Annotated in this window: 12 protein-coding genes; 8 read left to right on the forward strand and 4 right to left on the reverse strand. The window is 71.5% G+C overall.

Annotated elements, in window-relative coordinates:
• Positions 1-90: 90 nt before the first annotated feature.
• From AB0J91_RS06965 to AB0J91_RS06975, 3 genes are all read left to right on the forward strand, one after another.
• On the forward strand, positions 91-1482 hold the full coding sequence (locus AB0J91_RS06965; RefSeq protein WP_363864946.1) for a glycoside hydrolase family 32 protein: 1392 nt from the start codon (positions 91-93) through the stop codon (positions 1480-1482).
• Positions 1483-1587: 105 nt separating this feature from the next.
• Positions 1588-2721, forward strand: a complete 1134-nt coding sequence (locus AB0J91_RS06970) for a Xaa-Pro peptidase family protein (protein WP_363864948.1) — start codon at positions 1588-1590, stop codon at positions 2719-2721.
• Between the two features lie 26 nt (positions 2722-2747).
• Positions 2748-3188: an Lrp/AsnC family transcriptional regulator gene (locus AB0J91_RS06975; RefSeq protein WP_093418192.1), complete on the forward strand. Its 441-nt coding sequence runs from the start codon at positions 2748-2750 to the stop codon at positions 3186-3188.
• A gap of 4 nt (positions 3189-3192) precedes the next feature.
• On the opposite strand, the gene AB0J91_RS06980 is transcribed toward AB0J91_RS06975, so the two are convergent.
• Positions 3193-4263 carry a GDSL-type esterase/lipase family protein gene (locus AB0J91_RS06980; protein WP_363864950.1) on the reverse strand — a complete coding sequence of 357 codons (1071 nt, stop codon included), beginning with the start codon at positions 4261-4263 and terminating at the stop codon, positions 3193-3195.
• A gap of 295 nt (positions 4264-4558) precedes the next feature.
• On the opposite strand from AB0J91_RS06980, the gene AB0J91_RS06985 reads away from it, so the two are divergent.
• The 5 genes from AB0J91_RS06985 (at position 4559) to AB0J91_RS07005 (ending at position 14203) form a co-directional block, all read left to right on the forward strand.
• A complete protein-coding gene (locus AB0J91_RS06985; protein WP_363864952.1) occupies positions 4559-5110 on the forward strand; it encodes an FxsA family protein in 552 nt (183 codons plus the stop codon).
• Between the two features lie 224 nt (positions 5111-5334).
• Positions 5335-6954: an amidohydrolase gene (locus AB0J91_RS06990; RefSeq protein WP_363864954.1), complete on the forward strand. Its 1620-nt coding sequence runs from the start codon at positions 5335-5337 to the stop codon at positions 6952-6954.
• 13 nt (positions 6955-6967) lie between these two features.
• Positions 6968-9382 carry an ATP-dependent helicase HrpB gene (gene hrpB / locus AB0J91_RS06995; RefSeq protein ID WP_363864956.1) on the forward strand — a complete coding sequence of 805 codons (2415 nt, stop codon included), beginning with the start codon at positions 6968-6970 and terminating at the stop codon, positions 9380-9382.
• Positions 9383-9525: 143 nt separating this feature from the next.
• Positions 9526-11037, forward strand: a complete 1512-nt coding sequence (locus AB0J91_RS07000; protein ID WP_363864957.1) for a long-chain fatty acid--CoA ligase — start codon at positions 9526-9528, stop codon at positions 11035-11037.
• Between the two features lie 535 nt (positions 11038-11572).
• A complete protein-coding gene (locus tag AB0J91_RS07005; protein ID WP_363864959.1) occupies positions 11573-14203 on the forward strand; it encodes a family 78 glycoside hydrolase catalytic domain in 2631 nt (876 codons plus the stop codon).
• On the opposite strand, the gene AB0J91_RS07010 is transcribed toward AB0J91_RS07005, so the two are convergent.
• The 3 genes from AB0J91_RS07010 to AB0J91_RS07020 form a co-directional block, all read right to left on the reverse strand.
• Complete coding sequence (locus tag AB0J91_RS07010; protein ID WP_363864961.1) at positions 14169-15035, reverse strand: SGNH/GDSL hydrolase family protein; 867 nt, start codon at positions 15033-15035, stop codon at positions 14169-14171. The genes AB0J91_RS07005 and AB0J91_RS07010 overlap by 35 nt on opposite strands.
• A 143-nt stretch (positions 15036-15178) precedes the next feature.
• Complete coding sequence (locus tag AB0J91_RS07015) at positions 15179-16342, reverse strand: aminotransferase class I/II-fold pyridoxal phosphate-dependent enzyme (RefSeq protein WP_363864963.1); 1164 nt, start codon at positions 16340-16342, stop codon at positions 15179-15181.
• Entirely contained in the window at positions 16343-16834 is a 492-nt protein-coding gene (locus AB0J91_RS07020; RefSeq protein ID WP_363864965.1) for a GNAT family N-acetyltransferase, read from the reverse strand. It abuts the gene before it with no gap.
• Positions 16835-16863 lie beyond the last annotated feature (29 nt).

Genomic DNA, 16863 nt, shown 5'->3' on the forward strand with positions numbered 1-16863 from the left:
GGTACCGGAGCCCTGTTGGGCTTGGGTGCGCTCGGAGGCTGACCACGCCCGGCCGGGCCAGTGCGGAGGGGACTCCGCACTGGCCCGGCGGTGCGCTTCGCGCCCGCCCGCAACTGGATCAACGATCCCAACGGCCTGGTGTTCTTCGAGGGCGAGTACCACCTGTTCTGCCAGCACAACCCGCACGGCGACCCGTGGGGCAACATGTCCTGGGCGCACGCGGTGAGCACCGACCTGGTGCGCTGGGAGGAGTTACCCGTCGCGCTGGAACCCGATGAGCTCGGCGCCGCCTACTCCGGCAGCGCCGTGGTCGACCACCACGACACCAGCGGGTTCTTCGGCGGTCGGCCAGGGCTGGTGGCGATCTACACCAGCGCCGGTGAGAGCCAGCAGCAGAGCATCGCCTACAGCACCGACCGCGGCCGCACCTGGACCAAGCACGTCGGCAACCCGGTGATCCCGAACCCCGGCATCGCGGACTTCCGCGATCCCAAGGTCTTCTGGCACGAGCGCACCGGCCGCTGGGTGCTGCTGGTCGCCGCGGGCGACCGCATCCAGATCTACGGGTCGGCGAACCTCCGGGACTGGGAGCAGCTCAGCGAGTTCGGCGTCGAACACGGCTCGCACGGCGGTGTGTGGGAGTGCCCCGACCTCTTCGAGCTTCCCGTTGACGGCGATCCCGCCCGCACCAGGTGGGTCCTCGTGGTCAGCATCAACCCGGGCGGACCTGCCGGTGGATCGGCGACCCAGTACTTCACCGGCGATTTCGACGGCACCCGGTTCACCGCGGACGGCTCGCCCGAGGAGGTTCGCTGGGTCGACCGGGGCGCGGACTTCTACGCCCCGCAGTCGTTCTCCGACGTGCCCGACGGCCGCCGGTTGTGGCTGGGCTGGACCAGCAACTGGGCCTACGCTGACAAGATCCCCACCGACCCGTGGCGGGGAATGATGAGCACGCCGCGCGAGCTGAGCCTCACCACCGGTGCCGGCGGTGAGGTGCTGCTCGTGCAGCAGCCCGTCGAGGACATCGCGGGAATGCGCGCCAACCGGCGGTTCTGGAGCGGCCCGCTCACCGAGAGCGGCGGCGCTGAGTTCCGGGGGAGCGCGGTCGACGTCGTCGCCCGGTTCCAGCTCGGGGTGGCCTCGGCCGTGGGCCTGGACGTCTTCGCCGGGCCGGGCGGCCGGACCCGGGTCGGCTACGACGTGGCGGCCGGGGAGCTGTTCGTCGACCGGACCGGATCCGGGAGCGCGCAGGTCAGCGCCGAGTTCCCGGCCCGCCACAGCACACCGCTGGCCGTCGGCGGTGACGCCGTCGAGCTGCGGATCATCGCCGACCGCAGCTGCGTCGAGGTGTTCGCCGCCGGTGGCCGCGCCGTGCTGACCGACCTCGTGTCCCCCGACGAGGGAAGCGACCGGATCTCGGCCTTCGCCGACGGTGCCGGAGCCCAGGTCGAGCTGGAGGTCTTCGATCTCTCCCCGTGACGGCCGCCGGGGGAACCGCCGGGCACGGCTCGGTGGTTCCCCGCGGGCGCCGCACGCCTGGACCGTGTGGTCGGCGCCGTCTTGCTGCGGGATTAGGCTTGGACCATGGCCACTGTCTCGCTGAAGCAGGATCCCGCCGTGCTCGCGGCTCGCCTGACCCGTGCCGCGCAGACCGCAGCAGCGTCCGACCTGGACGCGCTGTTGATCACGCCCGGATCCGACCTGCAGTACCTGCTGGGTGCAGGGGGAGAGTCGCACGAGCGGCTGACCTGCCTGGTGCTGCCGGCCCAGGGCTCACCCGCACTGGTGGTGCCCAAGCTCGAAGCGCCCGGATACGCCGACGTCCCGCTGGACGACCTCGGCATCGAGGTCGTGACCTGGGTCGACGGGCAGGACTCGCACGGCATGGTGGCCGACCTGCTGGGCACGCCCTCGCGGGTCGCGCTGGCCGACGCGATGCCCGCGCTGCACACCCTCCCGCTGCGCGCCAAGCTGCCCGGCGCCGAGCAGGTGCTGGCCTCCCCGGTGCTGCGCGAGCTGCGGATGCGCAAGGACGCCGCCGAACTGCAGGCGCTGCGCGACGCCGGCGCGGCGATCGACCGCGTGCACGCGCGGATGGCCGAGTTCCTCAAGCCGGGCCGAACCGAAGCCGAGGTCGGCGCCGACATCGGCGAGGCCATCCTCGCCGAGGGCCACACCGAGGCCGCCTTCATCATCGTCGGTTCCGCCGCCAACGGCGCCAGCCCGCACCACTCGGTGTCGGACCGGGTCATCGAGCGCGGCGACGTGGTCGTCATCGACATCGGCGGGCCGATCGCCAGCGGCTACAACTCCGACTGCACCCGCACCTACTCCGTGGGCGAGCCGACGCAGCCGGGCGTGCGCGAGACCTACGCGGTGCTGCAGGCCGCGCAGCGGGCCGCCGTCGAAGCCGTCCGTCCCGGCGTCACCGCCGAGTCCATCGACGCCGCCGCCCGCGAGCCGATCGCCGCGGCCGGGTTCGGTGAGAACTTCGTGCACCGCACCGGTCACGGCATCGGGCTCGACGTGCACGAGGAGCCCTACATCGTCGGCGGCAACCAGCTGGTCCTCGAAGCGGGAATGGCCTTCAGCGTCGAACCCGGCATCTACCAGCAGGGCCACTGGGGCGCGCGGATCGAGGACATCGTGATCGTCACCGACGACGGCGTGGAGAGCGTGAACAACCGGCCGCACGAGCTGGTGGTGCTGCCGGCGTGAGCGAAAGGACAACCGGCCCGGGCGCTCTGGAAGCCACCGACCGGGCGATTCTGCGAGAGCTCGCGCGCGACGGCAGGTGCAGCTTCACCGAACTGGCCGAGCGCGTCGGGCTGAGCGTCTCGGCCGTGCACCAGCGCGTCCGGCGCTTGGAGCAGCGCGGCGCGCTGCAGGGCTACACGGCCAAAGTGGACGGTGAGCAGATCGGGCTGCCGCTGACCGCGTTCATCTCGCTGACGCCGATCGATCCGGCCGCGCCGGACGACTACCCGCAGAGGCTGCAGCACCTGCCGGAGATCGAGTCCTGCTACTCGGTCGCCGGCGACGAGTCCTACATCCTCCAGGTCCGGGTGGCCTCGCCGCTGGGGCTGGAGGAACTGCTGCGCCAGATCCGCGAAGCCGCCAAGGTCTCCACGCGCACCACGGTCGTGCTGTCGACCCCGTTCGAGAACCGGCCGCCCGCTATCTGAGCCGTCAGCGGTGGGCGTCGGACAGCGGGACGGCGTTGAGGTTTCCGCGTTCGTCCGGCAGGCAGGTGGCGCCGGGCTCGGTGGTGGCCATGAACTGGCCGAGGCAGCGGGCCAGCTGGGCGTGACCGGTCGCGTTGGCGTGGAAGGACTCCTGCATCGCGTGCGGTGCGCGCTGCTCGTCCTTCAGCGCCTCCCAGTCGACCGTGAGCCGGGTGAACCACTCGCCGTTCGCGGTCTTCGGATCACCGGTGCACGCCTCGTGGCCCGCGCCCGCGCGGGAGAGATCCAGGAACCGGGCGTTCGCCTCGCGAGCCACCTCGGCCAACCCGGCGGAGAGCTGCGGCACACCGACGTCCCGGATCCACGCGAGGTCGCTGGTCTGGAACGGGCAGCCGGACAGGCCCTGCAGCTCCGGCCGCACCTCCGGCGCGACCGGCGAGGCGTAGGACTGGAGGATCAGCTGGTAGCTGCCGGGCGTGTAGCCGGCGCGGTCCATCGCCGCGCGGATGTCGCCCACCACCGCCAGGGCCTTAGGCTGCATCCGGTCGATGCGCTTCTCCCACAGGCCGTCGTCCAGCCGAGTCGAGCACCCCTCCGGGGCACGGCGCGCCCACGCCTCCACGCACTGGTTGACGACCTCGGAGAAGCCCGGATCGTCGTTCGCGCCGATCTGCACCACCACGTCGGTGATGCGGTAGCGCTGCGCCAACTCCGCCAGCTGCGCCGTCTGCGACTTCTCCACGCCCACGTACTCGGGGTCGGCCCGCAGCGATTCGGTGCGGGCGCCCGAGCAGGCCAGGTTGATCCGCGTCACGTCCGGGGGCAGTCGCAGCTGGTTCACCGGAGCGGCGGTGGAGCGGTGGCACCAGTTGTCGTCCTCGCCGTTGGTGCCCGCGACGTAGTTGCCGCCGCCCTCCCCGGACAGCGTTGAGTCACCGACCGTCACCACGGCGGCCGGTAGTTGCTTGGGCTGCATCGGCAGACCCGGGAGGTACTGATCGCTGATCAACACCACGAGTGCCACCAGGCAGCCCGCGAGCAGGAGGATGAGCGATTTCGACTTGTGCGCCCGCATCACCAGGCAGTCTACGAAGTTGTCGACGACGGCTGATCAGCACCGCCGTGTTGAGCGGCGGTTCCCACGCTCGTGTCGCACGTCATGCGCGGTGGCGGCCTTCGAACGGGGGAGGGCGACGGGATTCGCGAGCCCCCGGGGCTCCTGTGGCCCATTACACGGTGTTGCGACGGTCGCCATCGGCGAGACCGCGCAGGATCCGAGGTTCGCCCGAAATGTTCCGATGCGGGATGGGAGAATTTTCAGCCTCCCGTTCGTTGGACGGGGGAGAAGGCTTTACCACTGGAGGTCCTGGGTGCCCATCCTCGTGCTGCTCCTCGTCGCCGGAGTCGCCGAACTCGCCGTGCTGGTCGCGTTGGGTCAGGCGATCGGGCTGCTGCCCACCATCGGCCTGCTGGTGCTGGCCGCGGTCCTGGGCAGCTGGTTGCTGCGCAGGGAAGGGCGCCGCACCCTGGGCGAGGTCCGCGAGGCGGCCCGGATGCGCAGGCCCGCCGACCGCGAGATCTCCGACGGCATGCTCATCGCCGCCGGTGGGCTGCTGATCGTGCTGCCCGGATTCCTCAGCGACATCGCGGGTCTCCTGCTGCTCCTGCCGCCGACCAGGGCGTTGGTCCGCAAGCGCATGATGCGCGCGGCGGAGAAGCGGGCCAAGCAGATGCAGGACCAGGTGTGGCTGCACCAGCAGCGGTTCAACCGCTCCGGTGGCCGTCCGGGCGACTTCATCGACGGCGAGGTCATCGACGAGGACGACGGTTCCGCGTCTTCCGGGCCCGCCGCGGGCACGCCGATCATCCTGCCGCCGCAGTCGGCGCGCGCAGAACGCCTCGACGAGCCCCCGCAGCGCTGACGCGTTGTGCGAGCGCCGATCGGCCGCGGTGAGCCTGAGCTTCGCGTTCGCGCTAAGCGCGACAGGTTCAAGGCCGGGTGTTTAGTGCGGGTAAGCTCGTCAGAACGATCGTTGCCGGGGCGGATCGGGGGCTGAGTTCGATCACGGGATCGGGTGCCTTTGAGCCGCCCGGACGAGAGCGAACTGCGCAGTTGAGCCCCCGGAACGCGGAAAGCACGAAGGACATGCCCGAGACCACGTTGTTGCTCGGCGGCCGAATCCACTCGCCCGCCGACGCCGCCGCCACCGCGATGGCCGTCACCGATGGCGTCATCTCGTGGCTCGGCGCCGACGAGGTCGGCCGTGCGCTGCACCCCGATGCAGAGGTCATCGACCTCGAAGGCGCGTTCGTCGCGCCCGCCTTCGTCGACGCCCACGTGCACGCCACCTCCACCGGACTGCTGCTGCGCGGGCTGGACCTGACCGGTTGCGCCTCGCTGACCGAGTTCCTGCACGCGTTGCGCGACCACGTGGCCGAATACCCGGGCGCGCTGGTGTGGGGCCACGGGTGGGACGAGACCTGGTGGCCCGAGCGCCGACCTCCGACACGCGAGGAGATCGACACCGCCTCCGGTGGCGCCCCGGTGTACCTCTCCCGCATCGACGTGCACTCCGCGCTGGTGTCCAACGCACTGGTCAACCTCGCGCCGCTGGCGCGCAGCGCCGAGGGCTGGAGCGACGAAGGGCCGCTGACCCGCGTCGCCCACCACCACGTGCGTCGCGCCGCCCGTGACGCGCTCGGTTCGGGGCAGCGCAAGGAAGCGCAGTTGGCGTTCCTGCAGCAGGCCGCCGCCCGAGGTGTCGCCTGCGTCCACGAATGCGCGGGACCGGACATCTCCGGGGCGGACGATCTGGTCGAACTGCTGGCGCTGTCCGAGCAGGGTGGTGTGCCGGAGGTCGTCGGGTACTGGGGCGAGCTCGGTGCCGTCGAACGCGCTCGCGGCCTCGGTGCTCGGGGCCTGGCCGGTGACCTGTTCGTCGACGGCGCCGTCGGGTCTCGCACCGCCGCGCTGCGCGAGGCCTACACCGACGACCCGAGCACCGCCGGTGTGCTCTACCTCGACGCCGATGCGGTCGCCGAGCACCTGGTGACCTGCACGCGGGCCGGCCTGCAGGCCGGGTTCCACGTCATCGGTGACGCCGGGGTCGCCGAGGTGTGCGCCGGGTTCCGCAAGGCCGCCGAGATCGTCGGCGTGCCCGCGCTGGCGAGCATGCGGCACCGGCTGGAGCACCTGGAGATGATCGACGAGGGCCAGGCCGCCGAGCTCGGTTCCTTCGGCATCGTCGCGTCGGTGCAGCCCGGCTTCGACGCCTCCTGGGGCGGCACCGGCGACATGTACGCCCGCAGGCTCGGGCTTCCCCGGGGCGCTCAGCTGAACCCGTTCTCCCAGCTGGCCGCCAACGGCGTGCTGCTGGCGCTGGGCTCGGACGCACCGGTGACCCCGGTGGACCCGTGGCGTTCGGTGCAGGCGGCGGTCAACCACCGCACCGATGGTTTCGGCATCTCGCCGCGCGCCGCGTTCACCGCCCACACCCGGGGCGGCTGGCGCGCCGCCGGTGTGGACGACGGCGTGACCGGCACGCTGGTGCCCGGTGCGCCCGCCACCTACGCGGTGTGGGACGCCGGTGAGCTCGTGGTGGCAGGGACCGATTCACGCGTCCAGCGCTGGTCGACCGATCCGCGTTCCGGTGTGCCGCCGCTGCCGGACCTCTCGCCGCAGGCGACGATGCCGCGCTGCCTGCGCACGGTCCTGCGCGGTAAGACGATCTTCAAGCACAACCCCGAAGACGACGAACTCGTCTGAGACCGGCGCGTTGATGGAGTTCCCCGATCTCCCGGTCCGCCCGGTCCTGGGTGAGGTCACCTCCGCGCTGACCGGGCACGGCACCGCCGTTCTCGTCGCACCGCCCGGAACCGGCAAGACCACGCTCGTGCCGTTGGCGCTGGCCGAGGCCGGGCTGCGGGTCGTCGTCGCCGAACCGCGCAGGCTCGCCACTCGCGCCGCGGCCGGGAGGATGGCCGAACTCTTGGGCGAGCAGGTGGGCCGGCGCGTCGGCTACTCGGTGCGCGGTGACAGGCGGCGCGGCAAGGACACGGTCGTCGAGGTGGTGACCTCGGGACTGCTGGTGCGTCGCCTGCAGGCCGACCCGGAGCTGTCCGGGGTGGACGTGGTGGTGCTCGACGAGTGCCACGAACGCCACCTGGACGCGGACCTGCTGCTCGCGCTGCTGCTGGACGCCCGCGAAGGGCTGCGTCCGGATCTGAAGGTGCTGGCCACCTCGGCGACGGTGGCCGCCGAGCGGGTGGCCGATCTGCTCGACGGTGCACCGGTGCTGCACGCTCGCGCCCGCACGCACCCGGTTGAGGTGACGCACCTGGCGCCGCGGCGCGGGGAGCGAACCGAGTCGGTGGTCTCCCGCGCGACCCGCGCGGCTCTGTCCGAACAGGATGGTGACGTGCTCGTTTTCCTGCCGGGGGCCGGGGAGATCCGCCGCGTCGCCGAGCAGCTCGCCGACCTGTCCGATGTGGACGTGCTGCCGCTGCACGGCCGGTTGGCGCACGCCCAGCAGGACAGCGCGCTGCGGCGGGGAGAGCGGCGACGAGTCGTGCTGGCCACCGCGGTGGCCGAATCCAGCCTGACCGTGCCGGGGGTGCGCGCCGTGGTCGATTCCGGGCTCGCCCGGGTCTCCCGGATGGACACCCGGCGCGGCTTGTCCGGCCTGGCGACGGTGCGCGTGTCAGCCGCTGTCGCCGAGCAGCGCGCGGGTCGGGCGGGCAGGCAGGGGCCCGGTCTGGTGTACCGCTGCTGGCCGGAGCACGAGCACTCGACGCTTCCCGCCTATCCCGAGCCGGAGATCCGCACCGCCGAGCTCACCCGGCTGGCGCTGGAACTGGCCTGCTGGGGCACTCCCGACGGCTCGGCGCTGGCGTGGTGGGACACGCCTCCGAGCGGGGCCCTGGCTGCCGGTCGTGAGGTGCTGCGGGGGCTCGGGGCGCTCGACGAGACCGGAACCGTCACCGAACGGGGCCGGAAGATGGCCGGGTTCGGCCTGCACCCGCGGCTGGCCAGAGCGCTGCTCGACGGCGCCGACAGCGCGGGCGGCGAACTCGCGGCGGAAGTCGTCGCGCTGCTCGACAACGACAGCCTGACCGGCGAGACCGACGTGGCCGGCGCGCTGTCGACGCTGCGCGGCGGTGGGCCCGGCGCGAAGCGGTGGCGCGAGGAGGCCCGCAGGCTCGCGTCCCAGGTGCCCGGCACACCTCGTCGTGGTGGGGACGAGGCGTTGGTGGTGGCGCTGGCCCAGCCGGAGCGGCTGGCGCGGCGTCGTGGGGAGGACTCGGCCACTTACCTGATGGCCTCGGGCACGGCCGTCGAACTACCGGCGGGCTCCGGGCTGCGCGGCTCGGAATGGCTCGCGGTGGCCGTCGCCGACCGCTCGCCCGGACGTTCCGCCGGGGTCATCCGGCTCGCCGCGAGCGCGGACGAGGAACTCGCCCGCCGCGCCGCGCCGGCACTGCTCAGCAGCGACGACGAGATCGCATGGGTGGACGGGGACGTGCGCGCGGTCCGCGTGGACCGGCTCGGCGCGATCGCGCTGGCGACCCGCCCGCTGCGCGACCCCGATCCGGAGCGGGTCCGCGAGGCGCTGCTCGACGGGCTGCGGGCGGAATCCCTCGGTCTCCTCCGCTGGAGCGACGACGCCCACAGGTTGCGGCAGCGCCTGGCCTTCCTGCACGGGGCTCTCGGCGAGCCCTGGCCGGCCACCGACGACGAATCCCTGCTCGCCGTGGCCGACCAGTGGCTGGAGCCGGAGCTGTCCCAGGCGCGCCGACGTGCGGACCTGCGGCTTCCCGCAGCGGAGGCGCTGCGGCGGCTGATCCCGTGGTGGCAGGCCGGCCGCTTGGACGAGTTGGCTCCCGACCGCATCGAAGTGCCCACCGGATCGCACATCCGGGTCGACTACAGCGCCGAACAACCCGCCTTGCCCGTCAAGCTGCAGGAGGTCTTCGGCTGGCAGCAGGCGCCGCGCATCGCCGACGGCACGGTTCCGGTGGTGCTGCACCTGCTGTCGCCCGCTGGACGCCCGGCCGCGGTCACCGGTGACCTCGAATCGTTCTGGCTGAACGGTTATCCGCGGGTGCGGGCTGAGCTTCGCGGCCGCTACCCGAAGCACCCGTGGCCCGAAGATCCGACCGACGCGACGCCGACGCGCGGCACGAACCGCCGCTGATGAGCTCGTCCGGTAGCTTCCGAGAGGCGAAAACCGTGCTTTGACCGGGCTCGAACGCCGACCTATGTTGGCTCCGCCAGGCCGTTCTCCCCGGGTGACGCTCGGGCGAGACCCGAGGCCGGAACCGCTGCGGAGGGGACGATGTGAGCGAGCACGAAGGCATCGGCAGCTGGATCACCCGTCGCGCCCTGATGACACCGGGCCGCACCGCGGTGGTGTTCGGCGAGCGGTCCCTGACCTACGCGGAGCTGGCGGACCGGGTCGCGCGGGTGGCAGACCGGTTGCGCGTCGCCGGGGTGCGTCCCGGGAGCCGGGTCGCCTACCTCGGCACCAACCACCCCTCGTTCGTCGAGACGATGTTCGCCACCCACCAGCTCGGCGCGATCTTCGTGCCCCTGAACTTCCGGCTCGCGCCACCCGAGATCGCCTACATGCTCGGCGATTCCGGAGCCGAGGTGCTGGTCTACGGCCCCGGATCGCGCGAGGTCGTGCGGTCGATCGCCGACCCGCCGGGCGTGGTCGTCGCGCTGGAGGATCCCGAGCGCGGAGAGCTCGATTACGAGACGTGGCTGAGCGAGGGCGACACCGCACCCGCGGACGTGCCGGTCAGCGGCGATGCGGTCGCGCTGATCCTCTACACCTCCGGCACCACCGGGCACCCCAAGGGGGCCATGCTCAGCCACGCCAACCTGGTGTGGAACGCCTACAACCTGCTGGTGTGCGTGGACATCACCAGCGAGGAGCGAACCCTGGTCAGCGCTCCGCTGTTCCACGTGGCCGCGCTGGACCAGTGCCTGCTGCCGACGCTGCTCAAGGGCGGGTGCGCGGTGATCACGCCGGGTTGGGACGTGGACCGGGCCTTCGACCTGATCGAGCGGCGGCGGATCACCCTGCTGTTCGGCGTGACCACCATGTTCGCCGGGATGGCCGGGTCTCCTCGGTGGGTGGAGGCGGACCTGTCGTCGGTGCGGACGGTGATGACCGGTGGCGCAGCCGTGCCGGATGCGCTCATCCGCACCTTCCAGGAACGCGGCCTGGTGTTCTGCCAGGGCTACGGGATGACCGAAACAGCCCCGGGCGCCACCTTTCTGGAGGCGAGCGAGAGCGCGCGCAAGGTCGGGTCGGCAGGCGTGCCGACCATGTTCACCAGCGTCCGGGTGGTGCGCGACGACGGCAGCGACACGGCACCCGGTGAACCGGGTGAGGTGCTGATCAAGGGGCCCAACGTGAGTCCGGGTTACTGGCGCAAGCCCGAGGCCACCGCGGCATCGCGCACCGATGACGGGTGGTTCCGCTCCGGGGACGTGGCGAAGCTGGACGAAGAAGGCCACCTCTACGTCGTGGACAGGGTCAAGGACATGTTCATCTCCGGTGGCGAGAACGTGTATCCCGCCGAGGTGGAGAACGCGATCTTCGCCCATCCCTCGGTGATCGAGGTGGCGGTGATCGGAGTGCCCGACCCCACGTGGGGAGAGGTCGGGTGCGCGTACGTGGTGTGCGAATCGGGTGGTGAGCCGACGTTGGACGAACTGCGGGAGTTCCTGGCCTCGCGGCTGGCGAAGTACAAGATCCCGCGGGAACTTCGCGTCGTGGACGGATTGCCGAAGACGGGTTCTGGGAAGGTGCAGAAAACACGGCTGCGCTCCTCTCGTTGAGCGGTGTGCGATGAGCGGTGGGACGGTCGTGCTCGCTCGTCCCCGGAGCGGTCCGGGCGTTGGTTTCCCACTGTGAAGTTCTCAAGGAGCAAGTTCATTTCGAACTGGTGTACCCATTGTGCCGTGCGGTCGAACGAAAAAGCGACCGAAAATCGATGCACGATCGGGCGAGTTCGATCGTCACTCCGCGAAACCACTTGAAATGCAGCACCATTGAGTGACCACGATGAACGAATCCACAGGTCGCCAGGGTGTTTCGGCCCCGGGTTGCCGGACGTGGACAGTCATCCGTTATTCCGAACCGGAGCGGGCCGTAGATCGTTAGCATGAGATTCGAAGGATCGGTTCAGCGATCCGCGCACGCTGATCGGTGTCGGGACACCGGCGTTGGCGTCGGCCACCCCCGCGCTGACCTTCACCGGTGTCGCGCTCCTGGCGGTCCTCGCCGGTGCCATCGGCCTGTTCTGGATACCCCGATTCCGGGTGCGCTGCAGCTCGCGGCCGCCGGACGCTGAACGCTCGTGGAGAGGAACTCGTGGAACCGCAGACCCCGGACGGAATCAGCCCCTCCGCGTCCTGGATCGGCAGGTGGACCGACCCGGCCCACCGCATCCGGCGCTCGATCGACTCCGACGAGATCGCCTGGATCGGGCCGGGGGAGTGGCTGGGGCAGACCTTCACCACATCGGGGAGGTTCACCGCGGTCTGCGCTGACCTGGTCCGCGTCGGCGAACCGCGCGGCCGGTGGGAGCTGCGCGACGCCGCGGGCGAGGTCCTGGCGAGCGCGGTGATCGAGGTGGGCGGGCTCCGGTGGGACCGCTTCGCGCACCACCTCGAACTGGCCGAGCCCGCCGCACCGGGGGACTACCAGGTCAGGCTCAGCCTGGAATCCGGGCGGGTCGGCTGGCGGACCCGCACCTCGTCCGCGCCGGCGTTCGAGGACGACGGAGTCTCACCGCTGCCGGTCGAGGGGGTCGCGCTGCGCGACGGAGTCCCCGAACCCGGGACCCGCGCGATCGGGGTGGAGACGGTCCCCGCCGCGAACCCGGTGTTCCGCGCGGTCTTCGACGTTCCCGGCGGTGCGCGCGACGCACGGCTGACCGCGGTGGGGCTGGGCTACGGCGTGTTCCGGCTCAACGGCCATGCGGTGACCGAGGACGTCCTCGAACCAGCCCAGACCGCCTACGACCGCACCGTCCTGCACCGCACCTACGACGTCACGTCCCTGCTGGTGCCCGGTCGGAACGAGCTCACCGCCGAGCTCGGACGAGGCTTCTACGCGGCTCGCGGGGCCAACACCTGGGGCTGGAACCTGGCTCCGTGGCACCGGGAACCGGTGCTGCTCGCGCAACTGGAGTACCGCGATCCCGCCGGGGTCGGCCACGTGATCTCCTCGGGCCCGGACTGGGAGACTGCGGCAGGGCCGACCACCGAGGACCTGCTCTACACGGGCGAAACGGTCGACGCGACCACCGAAACGCGCTGGGAGCGGGCGATCGTCGTACCGCCACCCGGCGGGCGGCTGCGCGAGGCCACCGCGCCACCCGTCCACCGCACCGAAATCCTCAGCTCGCAACGGGAAACGAGCGTCGGCGACACCACCGTCCACGACTTCGGCACCATCCTCACCGGACGGGTGCGCTGCGCGATCAGCGGTGAACCGGGTGCCGAGGTCGTCGTGCGCTACGCCGAGCAGCCGGCCGAGGACGGTTCGGTGCGCTGCAACAACGTCCTGGCCGCTGGTGAAGCCCAGGTCGACCGGTACGTGCTCGGATCAGCACCGGTGATCTGGGAACCGCAGTTCAGCTACAAGGGGTTCCGCTACCTGAGCGTCCAGGTCCGCGGCGACGCGTCGGTCAGCGAGGTGCGCGCTGTTCGGCTGGCCACCACCGTCGAGCGAACCGGGACCTTCGTCTGCGAGGACGAGACGCTGAGCTGGATCGACGCGGCCACCGCGCGCACGTTCCTGAACAACCTGCACGGCGTGCCCACCGACACGCCGGTGTACGAGAAGAACGGCTGGACCGCGGACGCCCACCTGGGCACCGAAGCCGTGCTGCACCACTTCGACCTGCGGGATTCGCTGGTCAAGTGGCTCGACGACCACGTCGACGCGCGCGACGAGGCCGGGGTGGTGCCGATGATCGTGCCCACCCCTGGGTGGGGGCGCGAACCCGATCCGGCGTGGAGCGCCTCGATGGTGCTCATCCCGTGGAACCTCTACTGGGAGCACGGGGACCTGTCCCTGCTGGAGCGCTACGGCGACCCGATCCGCGGTTACACCGACCGGCTGCTGGAGCTGGCGGACTGCGGGCTGTGGCGCGGGGACAGCTGGGGTGACTGGCTCTCACCCGGGCACTGGCACGCGCCCGAGGGACCCGAGCCGACCGCGACGATGATGCTCCACCGCGTCGCCACCCGCACCGCCGAGGTGTGCCACGCGCTGGGCGCGGACGGTGCGGCCGAGCGCTACCGCGATGCCGCGCGCAGCATCGCCGCCGCCTACCACGCGAAGTTCTTCGACGAGCTCAGCGGAACCTACCGCTCGCCAGAGGCCGGGTTCCGGCAGTCGATGAACGTGCTGCCGCTCGCCTTCGGTGCCGTTCCGGCCTACGTCGCCGGAGCCGTGGGCGCCGGTCTCGTCGACGACATCGAGGAGCGCACCCACGGGCACCTCGACTGCGGGGCCGTGGCCGCCAAGCACCTGCTCGGGGCGCTGGCCGACGTGGGCGGCCCCGACCTCGCGGTGACCGTGGCGACCCGGCCCGACCGGCCCGGCTGGGGGATCTGGCACCGGCTGGGGATGGAGACCCTGATGGAGGCGTGGGACGACACCGCTCGCTCGCACAACCACTACTTCCTCGGCGCGGCCTCGGCCTGGATCCAGCAGCGCGTCGGCGGATTGCGCTCCACCAGCCCCGGCTGGCGGACCTTCGACATCGCCCCGGTGCAGGACGAACGCGTCACCTGGGCCGATGTCCGCCACGTCACCCCGCAGGGGCACGCCGGGGTGGCCTGGCGGCGGCGTGATGACAGCTGGGAGTTCGAGGTGGAGGTTCCGGAGGGCAGCGTCGCCACGTTGCGGCTGCCGGGACAGCCGCCCGCCCGGCTGACGGTCGGGCGTCACGGGCTCACCCGGCCGGCCACGCCCGGGGCGGGTCGGTAGGCGGGCAGATGTGGGCGGGCACGCCGGCGACGTCGGTTCGCGGGGACCTGCGGAAGATCGCCCGCAGCAGCGAGACCAGGGAATACCGGGTCAGGTCCCGGGTCCTGCTCGCCACCCACGGCACTCCCTTGATCAGCAGCCACCGGACGTGGTCCAGGCGCGTCACCGGCACACCGCCCGAGCAGGTCAGCGACACCTCCGCGGGCACGGGCACGCCCTGCTCGGCCAGGCCTGCCGCGAAGGCCGCCGCCAGCATCCGGTGCCCCAGTTCGGAGGGGTGCAGTCGGTCCACGCTCCACGCGGCGGGGTGGTAGGCGCCGGGCAACCGGTCCAGGTCCACGATCGCCGCTCCGTGGGCTTCGGCCACCGAGGTGAGGATGCGGTTGAGGGCGTCGATGCGCCGGTTCAGCAACCGCCGCAGCGGCCCGGGCAGCCGGAACACCCTGGCGTGATCGTGGTACCGGATGGTCACCACCGCCGCGCCCGCTGCGACCAGCGAGCACATCACGTGGTTGAGCTGCTGCCACAGCAGCTGGGCGTTGAAGTCCGAGCGCATCGTGTCGTTCATGCCGATCATCACGATCGCCGCGTCCGGTTCCGCGCGCAGCGCGTCGGGCAGCTGGGTGTGCCAGACCTCGGCGACGCGGGCACCGCTGGTGGCCAGGTTGGTGAAGCGGGTGGCCTCGACCGCGTCGGCGAGCAGCGGCGCGAAACCCCGCCACCGGCCGCCCGGAACCGGGTCTCCCATGCCTGCGGCGACGGAGTCGCCGAGGACCGCGAGGCTGCGTACTCGTCGCGAGCCGGGGAGCCCGGTGGTCATCGCGTTGTGCACCTGATCATCGTGAGCCCGGCGGTTCCTCGCGGGGTAAGGCGAGGGTGAAGCCGGAACGACCCTTCGGCGAAAACTCCGGTGGCGCGGGGCCGATGTCCGATTCGTCCGGTCGGTTCAGGTCAGAGCCGCGCGGTGCTCCGTGGTCAGCGGTTCCGCACGGCTTCGGCGAGGTTCAGGACGATGCGTTCGAGGATCGGGCGCGGGGTGGCGAAGTTGAGGCGCGCGTGACCGCGTCCCTCCTCACCGCACGCGGGGCCGTCGGTGAGCACGACGCCCGCGTTCTCGCGGAAGAACTCACCGGGGTGGTCGCCGAGTTCGAGCGCGCGGAAGTCCAGCCACGCCAGGTAGGTGCCCTCGGGGTGCAGGTAGCCGACCTCCGGCAGGTGTTCGGCCAGCAGGGAGGTGATGGCCCGTCGGTTGCCGTCGAGGTAGTCCAGCACCTCGTCGAGCCACGGTTGCCCCGAGTCGTAGGCGGCGGTGTTGGCGATGAGCCCGAGGTTGGAGGCCCCGTCGGTGGCGTGCGCGCCCAACGCGTCCAGCGCGGCCGCGTCGGCGTCGTTGGAGATGATCAGCTGCGCGCACTTCAGGCCCGGCAGGTTCCACGCCTTGGACGCCGAGGTCGCGGTGATCGTGTGGTCGGCGGCGGTGTCCGACAGGGACGCGTACGGGACGTGCCGATGTCCCCGGTAGACCAGCGGGGCGTGGATCTCGTCGGAGAACACCCGGCCGCCATTGCGGTCCACGACCTCGCAGACCGCCGTCAACTCGTCCTGGGTGAACACCCGGCCCAGCGGGTTGTACGGGTTGCACAGGATCAGCAGGTTCCCTCCCGCCTCGAACGCGGCGTCCAGCGCGTCGAGGTCGAACACGAACCCGTCCCCGTCCCGGGCCATCGGAACGGTGATCAGCTCGCGGTCCATCCCGCCGGGGACCTTCAGGAACGGCATGTAGGCCGGCGTGGGCAGGATGACCTTGCTGCGGGGGGCGCTGAAGTGCTCGATGGTGAGCGTCAGCGCGCGGATCACGTCGGGGATCGCGTGCACGCGGTCGGGGGACGGCCGCCAGTCGTGGTGCGCGGCCTGGTACTCGGCGCAGGCCCGGGACATCTCGGCGGCCAGGCGGGGCGGCTGGTAGCCGAAGTTGAGCGAATCGACGCCGGAGTGCAGGGCGTCCAGCACGGCCGGTGCCGTGCCGAAGTCCATCTCCGCGACGAACGCCCCGATCGCGTCGCCGTGCAGCGTCCATTTGAGACCACCCCGCGCGCGCAGGTCATCGATGGTCACGGCGTCGAAAGCGTTGCCCAACACTCATCCTCTCCACAGGTGCTTCTCGAACCAGTGTGAGGCGTAGGGGGCGTCGTTGTAAGCCGGGATTTCGACGTAACCGCGCTTGGCGTACAGCCGACGGGCTTCGACCAGATCGGAGCGCGTGTCCAGCCGGATCGCGTGGTAACCGAGAGCGGTGGCGTGCTCCTCGACCGCGTCGAGCAGCACGCCACCCAGCCCTCGTGCCCGGAGCCCCGGCCGGACGTACATCCGCTTGAGCTCGGCGACGCCGGGCGTCAGCTCGCGGATCCCCGCGCACCCGAGGACGTCCGGTCCCTCGCGGGCGACCAGGAAGACCCCGGTCGGCGGGTGCAACCCGTCGTCGGGGTCCTCGGCGATCGCCTCGTCCACTTCGGCCTCGGTGGCCGGGCGGTCGTAGTAGCGGCTGGCCATCTCGTCGGTGTACTCGCGCAGCAGAGCTCGGACGAGCGGCTCGTCCACCGCCACCGGAACGACCTTCACATCCGTGGACACCCGATCATTGTCACCGCCGTGTCCAGCGA

Source organism: Saccharopolyspora sp. NPDC049357 (genome assembly GCF_040677225.1).
GTDB lineage: Bacteria > Actinomycetota > Actinomycetes > Mycobacteriales > Pseudonocardiaceae > Saccharopolyspora.

What these genes read in the sequence shown, in the direction of transcription:
- hrpB (WP_363864956.1), top strand. Translation starts at nt 6,968, where the DNA reads ATGGAGTTCCCCGATCTCCCGGTCCGCCCGGTCCTGGGTGAGGTCACC.
- AB0J91_RS06980 (WP_363864950.1), bottom strand. Translation starts at nt 4,263, where the DNA reads ATGCGGGCGCACAAGTCGAAATCGCTCATCCTCCTGCTCGCGGGCTGC.
- AB0J91_RS06990 (WP_363864954.1), top strand. Translation starts at nt 5,335, where the DNA reads ATGCCCGAGACCACGTTGTTGCTCGGCGGCCGAATCCACTCGCCCGCC.
- AB0J91_RS06970 (WP_363864948.1), top strand. Translation starts at nt 1,588, where the DNA reads ATGGCCACTGTCTCGCTGAAGCAGGATCCCGCCGTGCTCGCGGCTCGC.